At 42.9% G+C, this 19,181-nt stretch carries 13 protein-coding genes; 11 read left to right on the forward strand and 2 right to left on the reverse strand.

Features of this window, described 5'->3' with window-relative positions; translation table 11 throughout:
• Positions 1-169: 169 nt before the first annotated feature.
• A complete protein-coding gene (gene gvpN / locus N39L_RS15870) occupies positions 170-1,354 on the forward strand; it encodes a gas vesicle protein GvpN (RefSeq protein WP_006616595.1) in 1,185 nt (394 codons plus the stop codon).
• Positions 1,354-1,737, forward strand: coding sequence for a gas vesicle protein (locus N39L_RS15875; RefSeq protein WP_014275708.1), 384 nt, complete (start codon positions 1,354-1,356; stop codon positions 1,735-1,737). The genes gvpN and N39L_RS15875 overlap by 1 nt, the downstream gene beginning before the upstream one ends.
• Here N39L_RS15875 and N39L_RS15880 read toward each other — a convergent pair.
• On the reverse strand, positions 1,734-2,039 hold the full coding sequence (locus tag N39L_RS15880) for an ArsR/SmtB family transcription factor (RefSeq protein ID WP_006616593.1): 306 nt from the start codon (positions 2,037-2,039) through the stop codon (positions 1,734-1,736). The genes N39L_RS15875 and N39L_RS15880 overlap by 4 nt on opposite strands.
• A 532-nt stretch (positions 2,040-2,571) precedes the next feature.
• Here N39L_RS15880 and N39L_RS15885 point away from each other — a divergent pair.
• Positions 2,572-3,114: a hypothetical protein gene (locus N39L_RS15885; RefSeq protein WP_006616591.1), complete on the forward strand. Its 543-nt coding sequence runs from the start codon at positions 2,572-2,574 to the stop codon at positions 3,112-3,114.
• Between the two features lie 172 nt (positions 3,115-3,286).
• Positions 3,287-4,165 carry an alpha/beta fold hydrolase gene (locus tag N39L_RS15890; protein WP_014275710.1) on the forward strand — a complete coding sequence of 293 codons (879 nt, stop codon included), beginning with the start codon at positions 3,287-3,289 and terminating at the stop codon, positions 4,163-4,165.
• A gap of 56 nt (positions 4,166-4,221) precedes the next feature.
• Here the strand turns inward: N39L_RS15890 and N39L_RS15895 are convergent, their stop codons facing one another.
• Entirely contained in the window at positions 4,222-5,832 is a 1,611-nt protein-coding gene (locus N39L_RS15895) for a glycosyltransferase family protein (protein WP_014275711.1), read from the reverse strand.
• 484 nt (positions 5,833-6,316) lie between these two features.
• Between N39L_RS15895 and N39L_RS15900 the strand changes: the two genes are divergently transcribed.
• From N39L_RS15900 to N39L_RS15930, 7 genes are all read left to right on the forward strand, one after another.
• Positions 6,317-9,760 carry a glycosyltransferase gene (locus tag N39L_RS15900; protein WP_014275712.1) on the forward strand — a complete coding sequence of 1,148 codons (3,444 nt, stop codon included), beginning with the start codon at positions 6,317-6,319 and terminating at the stop codon, positions 9,758-9,760.
• Between the two features lie 505 nt (positions 9,761-10,265).
• Positions 10,266-10,409: a hypothetical protein gene (locus tag N39L_RS15905; RefSeq protein ID WP_231852205.1), complete on the forward strand. Its 144-nt coding sequence runs from the start codon at positions 10,266-10,268 to the stop codon at positions 10,407-10,409.
• Between the two features lie 423 nt (positions 10,410-10,832).
• Positions 10,833-10,976: a hypothetical protein gene (locus N39L_RS15910; protein ID WP_231852207.1), complete on the forward strand. Its 144-nt coding sequence runs from the start codon at positions 10,833-10,835 to the stop codon at positions 10,974-10,976.
• 726 nt (positions 10,977-11,702) lie between these two features.
• Positions 11,703-12,455: a peptidylprolyl isomerase gene (locus N39L_RS15915; RefSeq protein ID WP_006618578.1), complete on the forward strand. Its 753-nt coding sequence runs from the start codon at positions 11,703-11,705 to the stop codon at positions 12,453-12,455.
• The gene (locus N39L_RS15920; protein WP_014275716.1) at positions 12,452-15,436 is read left to right on the forward strand and encodes an ABC transporter transmembrane domain-containing protein; all 2,985 of its coding nucleotides are present in this window, start codon (positions 12,452-12,454) and stop codon (positions 15,434-15,436) included. The genes N39L_RS15915 and N39L_RS15920 overlap by 4 nt, the downstream gene beginning before the upstream one ends.
• A gap of 80 nt (positions 15,437-15,516) precedes the next feature.
• Positions 15,517-17,394: an HlyD family secretion protein gene (locus N39L_RS15925; protein ID WP_006618576.1), complete on the forward strand. Its 1,878-nt coding sequence runs from the start codon at positions 15,517-15,519 to the stop codon at positions 17,392-17,394.
• 16 nt (positions 17,395-17,410) lie between these two features.
• Entirely contained in the window at positions 17,411-19,177 is a 1,767-nt protein-coding gene (locus N39L_RS15930; RefSeq protein WP_006618575.1) for a hypothetical protein, read from the forward strand.
• The last annotated feature ends 4 nt before the right edge of the window (positions 19,178-19,181 follow it).

Below are 19,181 nucleotides of genomic sequence, written 5' to 3' on the forward strand. Positions count from 1 at the left end.
AGGAGGATTTGCAGTTAAATCGCATTCAAACCGTTGATGCTTTGCGATAACTTCTGAAACAAGGTTGGATTGTTCAGAGCGTTCAAGCCTACTATGCCAACAGTTCAAATGAAAATAGGGTTCGGGACTAAAATATCCCTAGCCTGGTAGCTTACAATCTAACATTAATATGACCACTGTGCTTCGTGCTGTTCCTAAAGGATTTGTTAACACTCCAGCCATTGAAAGAATTACAGTTAGGGCGTTGCGGTATCTTCAATCAGGGTTTTCTGTGCATTTGCGCGGACCAGCGGGAACCGGAAAAACTACCCTCGCCCTACATTTGGCAGATTTGCTTAATCGTCCGATTATGTTGATTTTTGGGGACGATGAACTCAAGTCCTCCGATATGATTGGTAATCAAACTGGTTACACCCGTAAAAAAGTGGTGGATAACTTTATCCACAGTGTAGTTAAATTAGAAGACTCACTCAAGCAAAACTGGATTGATTCCCGTTTAACCCTCGCCTGTCGCGAAGGATTTACCCTCGTTTATGATGAGTTTAACCGTTCCCGCCCTGAAGTCAATAACGTTCTGTTATCGGCTTTAGAGGAAAAACTATTAGTGCTGCCTCCCAATAACAGCCGTTCCGAATATATTAGGGTTAACCCCCATTTTCGGGCGATTTTTACATCTAATCCTGAAGAATACTGTGGCGTTTATAGCACCCAGGATGCTTTACTTGATCGCCTCATTACCATGAATATGCCGGAACCGGACGAGGCTACCCAACAGGAAATCCTCATCCAAAAAGTTGCAGTTACACCGGAAGAAGCCCAAACTATTGTAACATTAGTGCAGCAATTCCGAGAGGCTACCCATGCGATCGCCCCTAGTAAAATTCAGACGGTAGCCAGACAACAAACTAACGCCGATAAAGCCTCTGGGTTGCGACCTAGTTTGATGCTAGCCAGAATATGTCAAGAACATAATATCCCTATTGTTCCCATTGACCCCGATTTTCAAGAGGTTTGCCGTGATATCCTCTTATCGCGCGCTATTGGAGATATTACTGAATTAGAAAGCCGACTTCATCAGATATTTGACCATTTATCAGGACTGGAAAATGACCAGATTATCGCTTTACCCCCTAGGGAAGAATTGACCACTTCATCAGTACCTAATAATCTTTCCGATACCGAACAGAAAATCTATACTTATATCAAAGACTCTGATGGGGCGCGAGTCTCCGAAATTGAGATAGCTTTGGGGTTAAACAGGGTGCAAACTACTGATGCTTTGCGATCGCTGTTAAGAAAAAGTTATTTGACACAACAGGATAATCGCCTGTTTGTTGTTTATGAGGGTGATTAATGACATTACAATCACGTTCATCTAGTCCTCAGCGCGGAGTGCCGATGTCTACCTCCGGTTCATCCCTCGCGGATATCCTAGAGAGGGTTTTGGATAAAGGCATAGTTATTGCTGGGGATATTTCCGTCTCGGTCGGGTCTACGGAATTGTTAAGTATCCGCATTCGTTTATTAATTGCTTCCGTAGATAAGGCTAAGGAAATTGGGATTAATTGGTGGGAAAGTGACCCTTATCTTAGTAGCCAGGCGCAGCAATTATCACAGTCTAATCAACAATTGTTAGAGGAGGTTAAACGACTACAGGAAGAAGTGCGATCGCTTAAAGCCTTGACCTCCCAATCATCACAGCCAGTCACTCCCCCTAACTCCGAAAATGATGATTAATTTGAGCAAGGTAAAGCCGGAACCACTGGACTAAATCGCCGAAACTCCCCTAGATATTCTTCTAGGATAATCATTTGACTCAGGTTAATGCTATAATATATCCATCGACCCTCTTGTCGTCCTTTGATTAATCCCACTTCTTTGAGCGTTTTGAGATGAAAGGACAGTTTCGACTGGCTAACCTCTAAGGTTTCGCAGATTTCGCACACGCATAATTCCTGGTGGCGTAAGAGTTCTATAATCTGAATCCGTAGGGGGTCAGATAGCGCGTGAAAGCTCAGGGAAATGTCTGTGTTGACCATTATTCGGAATCTTAACATATTCTCCACTTTAGCAAATTAATTGGCGGATTTCACACGCCTCACTTGTCCACAAAGTAGCCCAGCTAATATGTAAATTTTTGTAAACAAACCCATCATTTGGGGGGTATAGGTTGACTTATCCCTTGACCATGGGTTATTATTTTAAATAATGGGAATACACCCAATTTTTTTCAGTTTTTTATACTCAATTATAAAAGACTATATCCAATATTATCACGGATTCGGGTTCTCGTCAACCCCTGGAAAGGCGGAAGGCGCACCAGTTTTTAAAAACATATCAGACAACCGGGGAAGGGAAAACTTGTGGGGTCCTACCGGACTTGATGAGATAGTGCTGCTAGGGGTTCCCCCCAACTCAAATCGCCCTATCCCTATGGCGGTTGATGAAGGTTAGACTCAGGGTAATCAGTAAGGTATCTCATACACTCGGCTGACCACCCTCCTCGCGAGTTGCGCCTGATATCTGATAATATGCCCTAGGAGTACCCCAGAACAAGTATTGGGGGAATTCATGACTAAATATTTGTCGGATATTCAGAGGAAGATTATGTTAAAGAAATTACCAGTTTTGGGGTTAATTATAGTTCTAATTGCTGGATTAGTGTTTGGCGTGGGTACAGCAGGGGTTTTAGCCGATACTTCTTTACCACAACCCAATGATAATGGTGATTATATTGGCAATTCTAATCACCTATATTGGCAAGTAGTTGACCCTGACCCCAACGGCTTAAATTGTCGCATGGGTTCTGAGTCAATTAAGGAAGTATGGAACCCCGAAAAATCTGGTTTTCCTAGGATTATAAATTTCCCCGTGGTTGAACGTTTACAGACTGATGAGGTATTTACTGGTAAGTTGAGTTATGGCGGGTTTATTGTAACTTTGGATTCTGATTTGAAACCCTGGATATATATTGAAGAAAAAGCTGACGCAACTCCCGCCAATTGTTTTGTTAGGGCTAATGATTTATTTATTAAACCCATCGAAAAACCTGCCCTAGAAGAAACCCTAGAAGAAACCCTAGAAGAAGTCGAGGAAGTTATCGACAATGGATGATTGATAATTATCTGATCAGGGAATGATCACCCCAGAATTACCAACTGACGCACCTCACACTACAGACAAGGTATACCTTGTTTCTGCCATTCCCTGTTACTTATTAGCAATTCCGAATCATTCAGAATTGCTATAATTATTGATTATCAATTATTCAAGATTAACTGTTCCCATGACAACAACTACCGTAGAAACTCAAACTTGGCTGTGGAAAGGGTTTCCTATCTGTTATAGCGCCGCTGGAGACACAGGACCAGCGGTAGTATTAATTCATGGGTTTGGTGCAAGTTGGGGACACTGGCGCAAAAATATCCCCGTTTTAGCTAATCAATGTCGGGTATTTGCGATCGACCTTTTGGGGTTTGGTGGGTCAGCTAAACCTTTACCCTGTAGTAGCCTATCTTATACCTTTGAAACTTGGGGTGATCAAGTGGCAGATTTTTGTCGGGAGGTGGTCGGAAGTCCGGCTTTTTTAGTGGGAAATTCTATTGGTTGTATTGTGGCTATGCAGGCGGCTGTCTCTCACCCAGAAATAGCGATCGCTGTAGGTTTATTAAATTGTTCTCTGCGACTATTGCACGATCGCAAAAGGGCAGAAATTGCCTGGTATCGGAGTCTCGGTGCAGCAGCAGCTCAAAAAGTGTTAGGTTTAAGATGGGTTAGTCAGCTATTTTTTCGACAAATTGCTACTCCCAAAACAGTCCGTAACATCCTCCTACAGGCTTATCGGCGCAAAGAAGCTGTCACCGATGAATTAGTTACCATGCTTCTCACTCCCGCAAATGAACCCACTGCTGTCGATGTTTTTGTGGCTTTTACCACTTATTCTCAAGGACCTTTACCAGAAGATTTACTCCCCATTCTTCCCTGTCCGGCGATAATTTTATGGGGGACAGAAGACCCATGGGAACCAATAAAACTTGGACAAGAATTAGCTAAATTTGACACAGTAAAACAGTTTATTCCTCTGGAGGGAGTTGGACATTGCCCCCAGGATGAAGCACCGGAGTTGGTTAACCCTATCCTGTTAAAATGGGTGTTAGATAGTTAACAGTTTATCTAACAGTTTATCCCCCCTATATTCACTGACATGGGGGGGATTTATTTCTAGGGATTATTAAACAGTTCCGGGACTCGTTGCTGGAGTTGTCTGTTTAACTCTGGGAGGCGATCGCACATTTCTAAATACCAGCGGTGACGCTGTTGGTAATGGTGACAAAGTAGGCGATTTTGTTTAACCCAATTATAGGCATTATCCGCAATTTGGCGGCGTAAGGTATGGTTATTAATTAGGCGGTTGAGTTGGGTTTCAAATTCTCGGATCGTCCGATAAATTAACCCGGTTTTTTCCGGCTGAATAGATAATTCATAAACCGTAGGACTGGCGAGGACGGCTACCCCATTACCCGCACATTCTAGGAATTTTAAATCTGATTTCATCATATTAACTGCTGTCGGGGTCAGGGGAAGTAAGGCTATGTCGCAGTTTTGCAGAATTTCTAAATAGCGGTTATACTGACAGAAAGGTTCAAAGGTTTTTTGGTCGGTGGCTAAGGCTTCAAAAAATTGGCGATCGTGAACTACTCGCACCAGGACTCGACCGGAATTGGCTAATAAAACTTTATTTAGAGATGCCATAATGGGGTCCCAGTCCTTCTCGCGGTTTAATGCGCCAAAAAATAGACTGATTTTCTCGTTGTCATAATTATGGCGTGGGGGGGAAACTTCGGTTAGTTGGTTAGGAAAAACTGCTACATTAGGATTAAATTGTTGCAGAAATACTCCTAAAGGTTTGGTGGAAGTTTGGACACCGTGACAGCCTCGATAACTTAGATAATTATGCTCTGCATATTCTCGGCGACGCAGGGGGTTATCGTCAATTTCAGCAATGATTAAATAGTTTTCCTGTAGTAGTCTTTTCAGCACGGAAAGATGTTCTCGCGCTGACATGATGGTGCGCTGCCAGATGAAAATTTTGGCTTCCTGTGGTATAGTTGGTATAATTATCGCTGACCTGACTGAAGCAAAGGTGCGGACTCCGGGAATGGTGGCACTAAAGCGATCGGGATCTAAAACTCGAATGCGATCGCACCCCGTTGGTGCCATGATTGCTGTTTGGATTAATAGCCGTTTTGGGGGGTTACTCGACTTTATACCCCGCACTAGATAGTTTTCCGCTACCGTTTGCGCTCTATACTCTTTCAGGTAGACAACAGTAGAGGGATTAGTTGATTTCAGTCTCTCTAAAAACTGGTTAAACTCCCAACTGCGATCGCCTTTTGTCCGCACTTCATAGATATATAATCCCGCTCGATTAAAATGCGATCGGATTTCCTGTAAACTTAAACCTACATCCGACAACTGTGGCTTATCCAACGCTAAACTAACTAGCCGCCGCCAGTATTCGCTGTTAGGAATATCAGCGATAAATTGACCGTTAGGTTTCAGCCAGACACTGTAATCATTTACCAGTTTACCAAAATCATGCCCTGGAAAATTGACACAGGTATAAACCAAAACATCTATCTTCCCAAGATAATCACAAATTGTGCTTTTTGTCAAGTCCTGATCGGGAGAAATCTGCCAATATTGACATTCTGGGTTATTCCGCAGATAGGCTGACTTCTTCATATCTGGGTTAAGGCGATCGCTAATTTCAACAATGACGCGGGCATCTACAGGTAACACCCTCAACAATTCCGAATTCAATGTCTTCACCCAATGATTGTTTAAACTCTAATCTTCTTGGCTATAGGTTCGCCAAAATCTTGTCAATTTAGACACAGTTGATAACCATTGTAGCATCGGTGACAGATTCGGGAGCCTCTCGCAGGAGGAACCCATCAAAAATTCCCCATGGCTAATGTAAGTGATAGATAAATTTCGAGGCGATCGTCTCCTTTAATTTTCCAGACACCCATATATTGGCGGGTGTATATAATCAGCCTATCCCTCATTAATTATCATCATTGAATAGCCCACCTATTTCCGGTGGCGGGTCAAGTAGTTTGTCCGTGAGTGTCTAAGTATTGGGGAACCCCAAAATTCAGTAGAAACCAACCTGCTGAAATCATACCATCACAATTAAAGTAGATCGTGATTAGAGACAGTTGTCATATAATAGATGATCAGGTATCTCCCCTGCTCAAAACCCATGGACAGAGAAGAGAGTATCCTTAGTGATTAATGCAATTGGTAAATTATGCAGTGTAAAATTTGTGCCTCTGCTACCATATCCTTCGGTCAAACCATAGTTTTGAACCGATATAATGTTAACTATTTTCAATGCCAGAATTGCGGATTTGTGCAAACCGAAAATCCCTACTGGTTACCAGAAGCCTATAATCAACCCATTGCTAACAGCGACGATGGTTTAGTTTTCCGTAATCTCATGTTAGCTCAACTAGCCAGCCAAATCATCACCCATTTTTTTAATCCCGATAGTCAGTTTCTCGACTATGGAGGCGGTTACGGTTTATTAGTGCGGCTCATGCGAGATATCCGATTTAAATTTCACTGGTATGATAGCTTCTGTCCCAACCTATTAGCTACCGGGCTAGAAGCCAATTTAAACCCAGACCAACCCTATGAACTCATCACCGCATTTGAATTATTGGAACACTTTGCTAACCCCCTAGATGAAATCAACAAGATCCTGAAATTATCCAAAAATATTCTCTTCTCAACCGAACTTCTCCCCCCCCATAATCCCCAGCCTGGTCAGTGGTGGTATTATGCACCCCAGGAAGGACAGCATATAGCTTTTTACACCCCAAAGTCATTAGAAATAATCGCCCAAAAATTCGGCTTGAATATTTACTCTAACGGTTCATCCCTACACCTATTAACCGAGAAAGTTATCCCCCCCGGAGAATTTACCAAAATCGCTCAATATAACGCCCCCAATTTGCGAAAAATATTGTGGTCTTCCCGTAGCTATAGCCAAACTTTAGCCAAATTAGAAACAGTCGCACCCTCCCCAAAACCGAAAGTTATTACTCCCGAATTAGGTGTTAATGTCGCTGGCTTTGTTAATGGAGAATTTGGCATTGGTGAAGGAGTACGCGCCACCTTGAGAGCTATGGAAGCCGTTAACTTAAATGTGGCAATTAATAACTTTACTGGGAGTCCTCACCGTAAACAAGATCATAGCTTTGAAAATTTTACTTCCGCACATCCTTATCCCATCAACCTAATTCAAATTAATGCTAATGATGTGCTGAGATTTGCTCAACTTGTCGGCGCTGACTATTTTAAAAATCGATATAATATTGGTTTCTGGGCGTGGGAATTACCAGAGTTTCCCCCAGAGTGGGTTAAAGCATTTTCACTATTTCACGAAATCTGGACTTATAGTGATTATTGTGTCTCTGCTATTCGGCGGGTGTCGCCAATTCCCGTAATTAAAATGATGCCTACCGTCTCACTTCCAGAGGTGACTTTAAGTCGGGAACAGTTATCAATTCCCCCCGATAAGTTTATCTTTTTATTTATGTTTGATTTCTATAGCCGCATGGCACGCAAAAATCCCTTGGCGGTGGTGGAAGCCTTTAAAACCGCTTTCGGAAATCATCCTACTAATGTGGTGTTAATCTTAAAGTGTTCTAACTCTGATCGTTTCCCCAAAGAAAGAAATCACCTTTTTCAAGCGATCGCTAATTGTTCAGCCATTCAAATTATTGATGGCTATTTATCACGGGAAGAAATTAACGGCTTAGTTTATAACTGTGATTGTTATATTTCCTTACATCGTTCCGAGGGTTTTGGTTTAACCATGGCGGAAGCAATGTTTTATGGTAAACCCGTCATAGCTACTGGCTATTCTTCCAATACGGAATTTATGAATTTAGCCAATAGTTTTTTGGTCAAATATCGACGAGTTTTAATTGACCAAACAGACGGACCCTATCGACCGGGGAATGTGTGGGCTGCTCCCAACATTAAACAGGCGGCTGAGTTAATGCAATATGTCGTTAATAACCCAGAAGCTGCTTCCCAAATTGGTCAGCAAGCCGCTACTGATATCAGAACCCAATTAAGTCCTCAAACTATCGGCGATCGCATTTTTTCTCGCCTCCAAATTATCCAAAATGCTACCCAAAACTTTACTGATATACGTTCAGTTCCAATTAGGGAATTTTCACCGGAAACTACAACTCCTCCCTTGGTCAGTATTTGCATTCCCACCTACAACGGCGAAACCTTTATTAAAGACGCAATTCTCAGCGCCTTAAACCAGACCTATAGTAATTGTGAAATTATCCTAGCTGATGATGGTTCCATAGATGATACTATAGCGATCGCCAAATCTTCGCAAGCCTCATCACCTATCCCTTTTCGTATCCTCACTCATATTAACTATGGTTTAGTTGATAACCTCAATTTCTGTATTTCCCAAGCTCAAGGAAAATATGTTAAATTCCTATTCCAAGATGATACCCTTGAACCCAACTGTATAGAACAACTCGTGGCTATGGCTGAAGCCAACCCAGAAATTGGGTTAGTTTTCTCCCGCCGCCATATTATCCTTGATGATAATTCCCAGACTCATCCCCAATGTCAAGCCGCCTATAAAGGAACCCAAAACCTGCATCAAGACTGGTCAAACTTAAAAACAATTCAACCCGGTTCCCAATTATTATCAGACCCTAAATGCTTCCGAGGTCGGTTAAATAAAATCGGCGAACCGACAACTGTTTTAATTCGGCGTAATGTCTTTTCTCAATTAGGAGGATTTGACCCCGACCTACATCAATTATTAGATGCAGATATGTGGTTTAGAATTATGGCAGATTATCAAATAGCCTTTGTTGATCAAGCCTTATCTACCCTACGAATTCATCGCCAACAACAAACTCAACTCAATATTATTGCTGGTGAGAATATCCGAGACTATAGCCGACTATATCGGAAAATTATTATTGACCCTGACTATCGGTTTTTGGCGTTAAATATCAAAGAATATATCTTTCAACAACTGTTGTCTAAGTCTCCCCAAGATTATCTAAACTTAGCCGAAGAATTGGTTAATCAATATCGTCATAACCCCCACCATCAACCTACCCAGCAACACCTTCGACTCCTGCGAAAAATGACGGCGATCATCTGGCTTAAATCTCAGGCTGTTTCCTTGCAAAAATTATCTGATGGTGTTCAAGGAAAAGTGCATAAAATTCTCCTTAATAGTGGTATCCGTGAGTTGACATTGACCAACAGCGAATCTGAGTTTGTGGAATCATTGAAAATTCGGGTTTCTCAGGGATTTTCTGTTGAAAATGGTTGTCAATCTTGGTTGGCTGCTATGCTATATAAGCCGGCTTATCAATTGGGGATAAATTATCATAATGCGGTGATTCCTAATTATTTATTTGAGGATTTTCTGAAATTCATTTTCTCCCCTAGTTACCAATTTGCTGATGAAAAAGATAGGGCTGATTATGTCAATTTTACTCGCGGGGTATGGAAATACTTAAAACGCCATATTGACGAATCACCTTCCCAAGTCAGTCTCTGGGTTTATGTGGCTAAAATTGCTTTGGAATTATGGGATGAACGACCTTTGATTAACCTTAATCAAGATATCAGTGCAATATTGAGCGATCGCCATGGGGTTTGGGTTTTTTATAGTCGTCACAATAACCCCTAATTTTGACCGCCAATTATCCCATAATTCGGCTTTACCAGGCTTTCAATTAATCGCCAATTATCGGTTAATTGTCATTGCTTAAACTCCACAAAATCGGCTTTTATCTTATTGTCAGAAAACTTTATTTTTGAGGCACTTGACATTATAATTAAATTTTGTACAATATAGAAAGGTATAATTGTCCTGTTTTGTGCAAATTTTCGCCAATATCCCAGATAACCCCAACTTTGAGGAGGTTAACCGGAAACACCAATCACTATCAAAGCCATATATATCAAGAGTTTCCAGGTGTCTATCCCTACTTAGTCCTGAGTCTCTCAGCCAGTATCCCCCGCCTAGCCACTGTGCTAATTATGGCTGGCGCGTCACCAGTTTGGGGAATGATGGCCATAATTGGTCTGGACTCACCACCTTAACTTACAGCTTGTTCACCAGTCGCTTAATACATTGCCCTCACCCTAAATCTGGATCCCAGAGAGGGAGAGGGACTTTGAGAGGTGATCAGATGATTTCTGAACAGGCTGTAATGGGGTTTGGGTTTTTTATGGTCGCCACCACACTCCCTAATTTGTACCGCCAATTATCCCATAATTCGGCTTTAACAGGCTTTCAATTAATCGCCAATTATCGGTTAATTATCATTGCTTAAACTCCACAAAATCGGCTTTTATCTTATTGTCAGAAAACTTTATTTTTGAGGCACTTGACATTATAATTAAATTTTGTACAATATAGGAAGGTATAATTGTCCTGTTTTGTGCAAATTTTCGCCAATATCCCAGATAACCCCAAATGTCAGGAGGTTAACCGGAAACACCAATCACTACCAAAGCCAGATATATCAAGAGTTTCCAGGTGTCTATCCCTACTTAGTCCTGAGTCTCTCAGCCAGTATCCCCCGCCTAGCCACTGTGCTAATTATGGCTGGCGCGTCACCAGTTTGGGGAATGATGGCCATAATTGGTCTGGACTCACCACCTTAACTTACAGCTTGTTCACCAGTCGCTTAATACATTGCCCTCACCCTAAATCTGGATCCCAGAGAGGGAGAGGGACTTTGAGAGGTGATCAGATGATTTCTGAACAGGCTGTAATGGGGTTTGGGTTTTTTATGGTCGCCACCACACTCCCTAATTTGTACCGCCAATTATCCCATAATTCGGCTTTAACAGGCTTTCAATTAATCGCCAATTATCGGTTAATTGTTATTGCTTAAACTCCACAAAATCGGTTTTTATCTTATTGTCAGAAAACTTTATTTTTGAGGCACTTGACATTATAATTAAATTTTGTACAATAGAGAAAGGTATAATTGTCCTGTTTTGTGCAAATTTTCGCCAATATCCCAGATAACCCCAACTTTGAGGAGGTTAACCGGAAACACCAATCACTACCAAAGCCATATATATCAAGAGTTTCCAGGTGTCTATCCCTACTTAGTCCTGAGTCTCTCAGCCAGTATCCCCCGCCTAGCCACTGTGCTAATTATGGCTGGCGCGTCACCAGTTTGGGGAATTATGGCCATAATTGGTCTGGACTCATTACCTTAATTAAGTGTAAGGCATATCACAAAACACGGAATTTGTCAATAGCCCAAATAAAAAAATGTTTAAATGTTGTGGAGAAGGGGAAAAGAGGAGATCAGCAATTGAGGGGGGGTCAATTAATGTTCCTGATGCGATCGCTACAGATTGGCAATGGTATATAAGAGAGAGTAGCTGAACTGATGATGCAATATGTAGAATATATTAGGCAATAATTTAGGGAAGCCAGTGGTATGGCAGGCGGAACCGAAACTTGTTTTGCTTCGTCAGGACAGGAGCGGCAAAAGGTCTGTTATCATCGGTGCTTAATATGAAAAACTTGCATAAACACAATCATTACCCTAGGGTAGTGAAGCGATAAAAGCTCAGGGGGAAGCCCCAGTCAGTGGGAGAGAGCAATGACCGGAGTGTATAAAGTCGGAGAGACTATTATTAAGGCAGAGGAGATCCCGTCGCGGCTAAAGCACTATCAGATGATGGTGCCATTTGTGCGTGAGGTAATTTTAGACGAAGCGATCGCCGAGATTACCTGCACAGAAGAGGAAGCAGCGGCGGCGCTGGAAAAATTTGCAGCCCAACACCAACTGACCTCTCCAGAAGCTCAAAAGGCCTGGTTAAACTTAAATAAACTAACCTTAGAAGAAGCTCAGGCGATCGCCGAGCGTCCGATTAAAATAGAAAAATTCAAGCGGGAACGGTGGACTAACAAAGTAGAAAGCTACTTTATCACCCGGAAAAGTAGCCTAGATCATGTAGTGTATTCTTTAATCAGGACCAAAAATCCTGGACTAGCCCACGAATTGTATTTTCGTATATCCGAAGGAGAGCAAGAATTTTCCGAAGCGGCACGGGAATACTCAGAGGGGCCAGAATCTCGGACTGGTGGAATCATGGGGCCGGTGTCCTTAGCCCAACCCCACCCAGCAATTAGTAAACTGTTAGCAGTAAGTCAACCGGGACAACTGTGGCCCCCGCGTCCCTTATCAGAATGGATGGTAATTATTAGACTAGAAAAATTCATCCCAGCCCAACTCGATGAGTCCATGCGCCGTCATTTAATTGACGAACTATTTGAGACTTGGCTCCGAGAGGAAATAGCCAAAGTTGGCTGTCTTGAACCCCTGCATACTGAGGTGTCTTCCGTATCATGACCACATCTGCCGTTTCCAACCTACAGATCCAGGAATTTCTGCTGGAAACTAGCCCCTTCGATCGCATCAGCGAAAAGGGGCTACGAGACATATTACCCCAATGTCAGTTATTAAGCTACCGGACAGGACAACCAATTTTTGAGCGAGACAAACTCCCCACCCAGGTAGCAGTAATTTATCAGGGACAAGCTCGACTGTTAGCTTATGACTCCAGAAGCCAACGCCATACCAGCTTACAACTACTAGGAGCCAAAGAAATCCTGGGATGGGCTGGTTTACTAAGGGGAGTTCCCTGCGAAACAGTGATCGCTTCGACAGAGATGATTTGTATAAGCATCCCGGCGGCGGTCTTTATTAAACTAATGGATAAAGAGCCCCAGTTTGCGGAGGCATTTAGAGACCATGCAGCCATATCAGAAGTATTTGAGTTACTGAGCCAAAACCTGCAACAGGTAGCGAACTCCGGCGGTAACATCAAAGAAATGACCAAAGAATATTGGCCAGATGCGATCGTCGTCAACCTGCTAAACGGTCAAACCAAAGGCTCAGATCTAAAATTCAGACTAGATACTAATCGACTCTGGTTAGTTAGTAGCGGAGTGGTGGGAGATTACTCCGTCGGAAATGGCATCAATTTAGAAACCTTGGGTAAAAGCCTGAAAGTAGAAGGACCCAGGGGAGCGCGACTGGTAGGGTTGCGACAGGCTCCGACACACACCGAAGTAATATCGGAAGAAGACACATCACAGGACGGGTTAAAAGCATTATTACCCCATGTTATCCCTGGGCCAGAAACCCCCCCAGAGCCAGAACTAGACTCCTCCCAACAAATTCAAAGATTCCCCGTAGTGCGGGGACGGGGTACTGTTGACGCTCCCTTAGCTTGCTTTAATATGTTGAGCAAGCATTTTCGGGTAAATTTCCGCAAAGAACTAATTCGGCGCATCATTGAAGGTCAGCTAGAAACTGCGGGTTCTCTAACCCTACAAGCCTGTGGGGCGATCGCTCAAATGATGGGAATTACCGCCCAGTTAGTGCAAGTCCCCTCCAAAGCCTTATGCCGACTCAAAGCTCCCGCCATGATCCCGTGGCGAAATAGCTTTGCCATCATTTATAGCATCAGCGAAAAACAACTGATCATGGCATCCCCGGAAGAAGGGATAGTAAAGATGCGCCCTGGCCAGTTTGTGGAAGTTTACGGAGAAGCCTGTCAAGTTCTCCTACTCCAAGAAACCAAAGGTGATCAGCAGGAACAGTTCAGCTTTTGGTGGTTTGTTCCAGCCATTATGGAACACCGGGGAGTCTTTATAGAAGTCCTGCTCTCCTCCTTCTTTGTGCAACTCTTCGGCTTGGTTAACCCCCTGCTGACCATGATCATCATCGATAAGGTGATGGGACAGCGTAACATTGACGCTCTCAATATTTTGGCATTTTTGATGTTGGGGGTAGCTCTATTTGAAGCCCTACTCTCAGCCTTGCGAACATACCTGTTTGTTGATACCACCAACCGACTCGATGTTAAACTCAGTTCCGAAGTAATTGACCACCTATTGCGCCTACCTCTCAACTATTTCGATAACCGCAAAGTAGGAGACTTGATGGCACGGGTTGGGGAACTCAGTAATATTCGTAACTTCCTCACAGGTACAGCCTTAACGGTTGTGTTAGACGCGGTTTTCTCCGTCGTTTATGTGGCGGTCATGTTCTATCTGAATGTGACTATGGCTCTAGTAGCCTTAGCACCCCTACCCCTGTTTGCTCTGATTATTGTCATCAACTCCCCGATTATCCAAAGACTACTCAGGAGAAAAGCCGAGTTGTACGGTCACTCCCAAGCCTATCTGGTGGAGGTGCTTAACGGTATGCAAACCGTCAAAGCTCAAAATATTGAGTTGACCTCCCGCTGGGAATGGCAGGGACGCTATGCCCGTTATATGAGCTCTAGTTTTAAAACTATTCTCACCCAGACCGCTGCTAACTCCATCAGTGGCTTTTTGAATAAACTTTCAGCCCTAGCCCTATTGTGGGTAGGTGCATATTTGGTAATTAACAATGAATTAACTATCGGGGGATTGATTGCCTTCCGAATTATTGCCGGAAACGTCACCGGATCTCTGTTGCGCTTTGTCAGTGTGTGGCAGAGTTTCCAAGAGGTGGGAATGTCTGTAGAACGTCTGCGAGATGTCTTAGATACGGCTCCCGAAGCTGATGAAGCCGATCGCAATAATATCCCCATGCCGGAAATTGATGGCTCTGTTATCTTTGAAGAGGTATCTTTCCGTTTTGGACCCAGTGGCCCTTTGCAATTGGCAAATATTAATTTAGAATTCCCAGCCGGTTCCTTTGTGGCAATTGTCGGGTTGAGTGGTTCAGGTAAAAGTACCTTGATGAAAATCCTCGAACGTCTCTATCCACCTATGTCCGGCCGGGTTAAAATTGATAATTACGATATCAATAAGGTCGAACTATATTCCCTCCGTCGTCAAATTGGGGTGGTGCTTCAGGATACTTTGCTATTTAGTGGGACAGTACAGGAAAATATCGCCCTCACTAACCCAGAAGCTAGTACCGATGAAATTATCCGAGCCGCTAAGGTCGCTGATGCCCATGAGTTTATTATGGGTTTACCTAATGGGTACAATACGGTGGTGGGTGAGCGTGGTTCCGGTCTCTCCGGTGGACAGCGACAACGGATTGCGATCGCCCGTACCGTTCTCCAAAAGCCAAGACTATTGATTCTTGATGAGGCAACTAGCGCCCTCGATTATCAGTCAGAACGCTTAGTTAGTCAAAATCTCAGTCAAGAATTTCATGATCGGACGGTGTTCTTTATTACCCACCGCCTCAGCGCTATCAAAAATGCTGATGCTATCATTATGATGGATCAAGGGTCGATCGTAGAACAAGGAACCCATGATGAGTTAATGGCTATCAAAGGACGTTACTATTGCCTGTATCAACAGCAAGAGGCACAACAGTAAGGCGATCAACGTCATTGGTGGTAGAGGAGTCGAGTTTTTAAGCATTTTCTATTGGTATTGAACAACAGATAACAGAACTTATGAAATCAGCATCTATTTCTGAACAACCGGTCATCCTAGAAAAACCTGGTCTCCTCTCCCACTTGTTTCTGTGGATGATTATGCTAGTAAGCACCACATCCGTCATTTGGGCTTATTTTGCTAATATTGAGCAAACAGTCCCAGCTATGGGACAATTGGCCCTGACATCGGGAGCTAGGGAAATTCAAGCCCCAACTACTGGCGCGGTGGTCCGCTTGCACGTCGAAAATGGCGATCGGGTCGAAAGAAATCAGCCTATACTGACTTTTAGCCCCACTAATCCTAGCGCTGATCTGCGCGCCGTTGAAAGTTTGCGAGCCGCCCTAGAAAAGGAAAACGAGTTCTATGAGAGCATTGTTAATAATCAAATTACTACTAACTTACCCCCACAGTTAGCAGATTTGGTCAGAGACCGAGAAGCCCGCATTCAAGAAAATCAAACTCTACAATCCTTGGTGGACGAACTTTACCATGACCGAGGAACTGCTGTCAGTTTTAGCCCGAATATGGCGGGTTTGGTCGCTAACTATCGCGCTGAATACCAATCCAGAGTCGCGGCGGGTGAACTGAGAATTCAAGAACTGGAAAAACAATCGATTCAAAATCAAGATACCCTGGCGGCTGCCCGTCAACAACTGCGCTATATTGAAAATCAATTGACCTATTCTGAACAACAGTTAAACTTGGCTGGCAATCAGTTATCTAAGTCTGAGGAACTCCTGAGTGTTAATGAATCGATTTTAGCTCAAATTTCTCCCTTGGTTGAGCAAGGGGCTATGTCTGACCTGCAACGCAAACAGCAAGAACAGGATATCCTCAGAAACCAAAATGAGGTGCTGCGACAACAAGACCAAATTCAACAACGACAAGGTGAAATTAATCAGCGCCGCCGGGATATTGAACAACAAAGAGCCGAAATTGAACGGCTACAGAATGAGGAACAACGTATCCAGACATCTATTGCTCGCACTAGGCAGGAGTTGCAAAATACTAAGGACTCCTGGGCTAGAGATATCTATAGTCGTATTCAAGAAAATCATAAACAAATTGCCAGCGCTGATTCTCAACTCAGCCGTTTGCGGTTGGACAATGAAAAAAGAATCTCTGACATTAAGTCTCAAATCGAAAAGTTGCAGGAACAGAGAAATACTCAGGTTTTGAGAGCGCCCGCATCGGGGATTATCTTTGAATTGCAGCCTTCGACTAAATCTAATGCTGCTTTGGATATGAATCAGGATGAGATTTGCTCCTATGTCATCAATTCTATTCTCCGACCTGGCGATCCGATGCCTTCCCGTTGTGATGAAGCCTATTTTGAGGCTCAACAAACTCAACCTCTGCTGACGATTTTAGATGACGATGAAGGCTTAAAAGCAGAAGTTCATATCAATAATAGTGATATGGCGCTGGTGTTAAATGCTCTGCGGGTTAAACGGGAATTGTTGACTCCTTTTGACGGCAAGGAAGTGGCAGGAGAGGTGATTGAGTGTCAGGTGGAAAAAGACTGTATCTGTCCTACCTCGGCGGCGGCGCGAGAGCAAATTGGTATTGCTGATGAGCAGTGTATTGGCGTGGAAGTTAATATTGATGCCTTCCCTTCTAATGAGTTTGGCACGGTTCCGGGTGAGTTGATATGGATTAGCCAAAATGCTATTCCTCCAGAAGAAGGTCGCCCATTCTTTTCCTTTAGGGCAAATATTAAGCTGGAAAGACAATATTTTATGCTCAATGAAGATGTACCAGGACAGGAGGTGACAATTAAATTGCAGTCTGGTATGGCGGTCAATACTAAGGTTAATATCGGTAAGCGCACGGTTTTGCAAATGCTGTTTAGCCGACTCACAGGTAAGTTTGAAAGTATCACTAACTTGAGATAAGCCTAATTGACTTTAAATGTTTGATACCCCTCGGCGATCGCTACTTAAATTTCATCATTCTGGGTTGTGGGTTGGTTATCTACTTCCTGTGCTATCTGCGATCGCTTTTGTGGGGTACTTTGCTGTAGATGTGCCTTCCTTTGACCAGTGGGTTTTACCCGGTTTATTTGAAAAGACCGCTAACGGAAATTTAACCTTTCCTGATTTATTTGCTCTTCACAACACCCATAGAATTTTCTTTCCCAGACTGATTTTTATCGGTCTGGGTTTTCTGTCACAATGGAATATTAAAGCCGAATTATATTTTAGTCTGGGTCTGGCAATTATCTCGTTTTTGGGGTTATATAAATTGTCACTTTCAGCTAATGGGGTGACTCATATTTACCTCTTTCATCTCGCTAATTTTCTCGCCTGTATTCTGTTTTTTTCCCTCAATCAAGAATGGCTTTGGGGATTTCAAATCCCCATTTTTTTGATTAACTTTTGCATCATTTTCGCCCTGTTAATCTTTATGCCAAGTCCCTTAAATCCTCGCCATAAGTTCTTGATAGCTGCTGGTTTATGTGCGATCGCTAGTTTTTCCTCCGCTCAAGGTTTGGTGTCCTGGTTGGCGGTTATGCCTTCCCTAATTTCTCTACCAGGAAATGCTACACAACAAAGAAAGCGATCGCTTATTTGGTTACTCCTCTTTTTGCTATCCTGTGGATTATATGCCATTGGTTATCAACGGGAACCATTATCTATTACCCTCTCTGGTTGGGAGCGAGTTTATACCTTTATTCACTTTTGGTTAAATGTTCTCGCTGCACCCATAGTTCAATCTCCCCAAATCTCCTGGTTATTGGGCTTAGTAATTATCATATTTTTCCTGTATTTACTATACTATCATAGCCGAAAATACTCCAAATTTCAAACATTTTTAGATGCTAGTCCCTGGATTTCTTTGGGCATATTTTCCCTATTAACATCTCTATTAATGACCTGGGGAAGAGTAGATTTAGGCGCGAACTATCCCCTAACAGCCGTTCGCTATACCAGCCATACCACATTATTACTAATTGCCATAGTTTATCTCAGCATTCAGTGGATTTCTGAGAAGTATGCTAGTTTTAACTTGCCTATTCCTACTTTAATTTATAGCTTTATTTGTGGGATTTTAGCCTGTTTGGTTTGGGTGAGTTCAGGAAATGCGATCGCCAGAGTTCAGACCAATTTATTTTATAGCCAAACCGCCCAAACTTGTCTATATTTATTTCCCTATTTGGACTCACAATCAACCTTTTTTCAAAACTCCCCGCAACGTTGTTTACTCCCCCTCAGTAGATCGACTTGGTGGATTCAAGAAGGCGTAGAATCTCTCCAAAATATCGGCTTTAGAAACTTCGCCAACCAGCTTAAATTCACCGATAGTCCTGACTTAAACTATGGTTATATTGACTTTCCCTTAAATCCTGATTCTCCCCAAGTCATTCAATCATCAGAATCCTTAACTCTTAGAGGTTGGGCTATTTTACCAGACCGAGACCAACAACCACAATTAGTATTTTTATCTAAAGACGACCAACAGCTATTTTTTGCTAGTGCTTATGTAAACTTATACAGTCCTGACTTAGCCGATATTCTCCAAAGCGATCGCTACCAACAATCAAGATGGACAACCACCCTCCCCCCCCAATCTCTACCACCCGGAGAAACCCAAATCAAGGCTTGGGTTTATGACCCAGAGCAACATCAATTTTTTCGCCTCAATGGACAGATAATTGTGCAAATTACTCCACTTTGATTAT

Source organism: Limnospira platensis NIES-39 (assembly GCF_026000695.1).
GTDB classification, from domain to species: Bacteria; Cyanobacteriota; Cyanobacteriia; order Cyanobacteriales; family Microcoleaceae; genus Limnospira; species Limnospira platensis.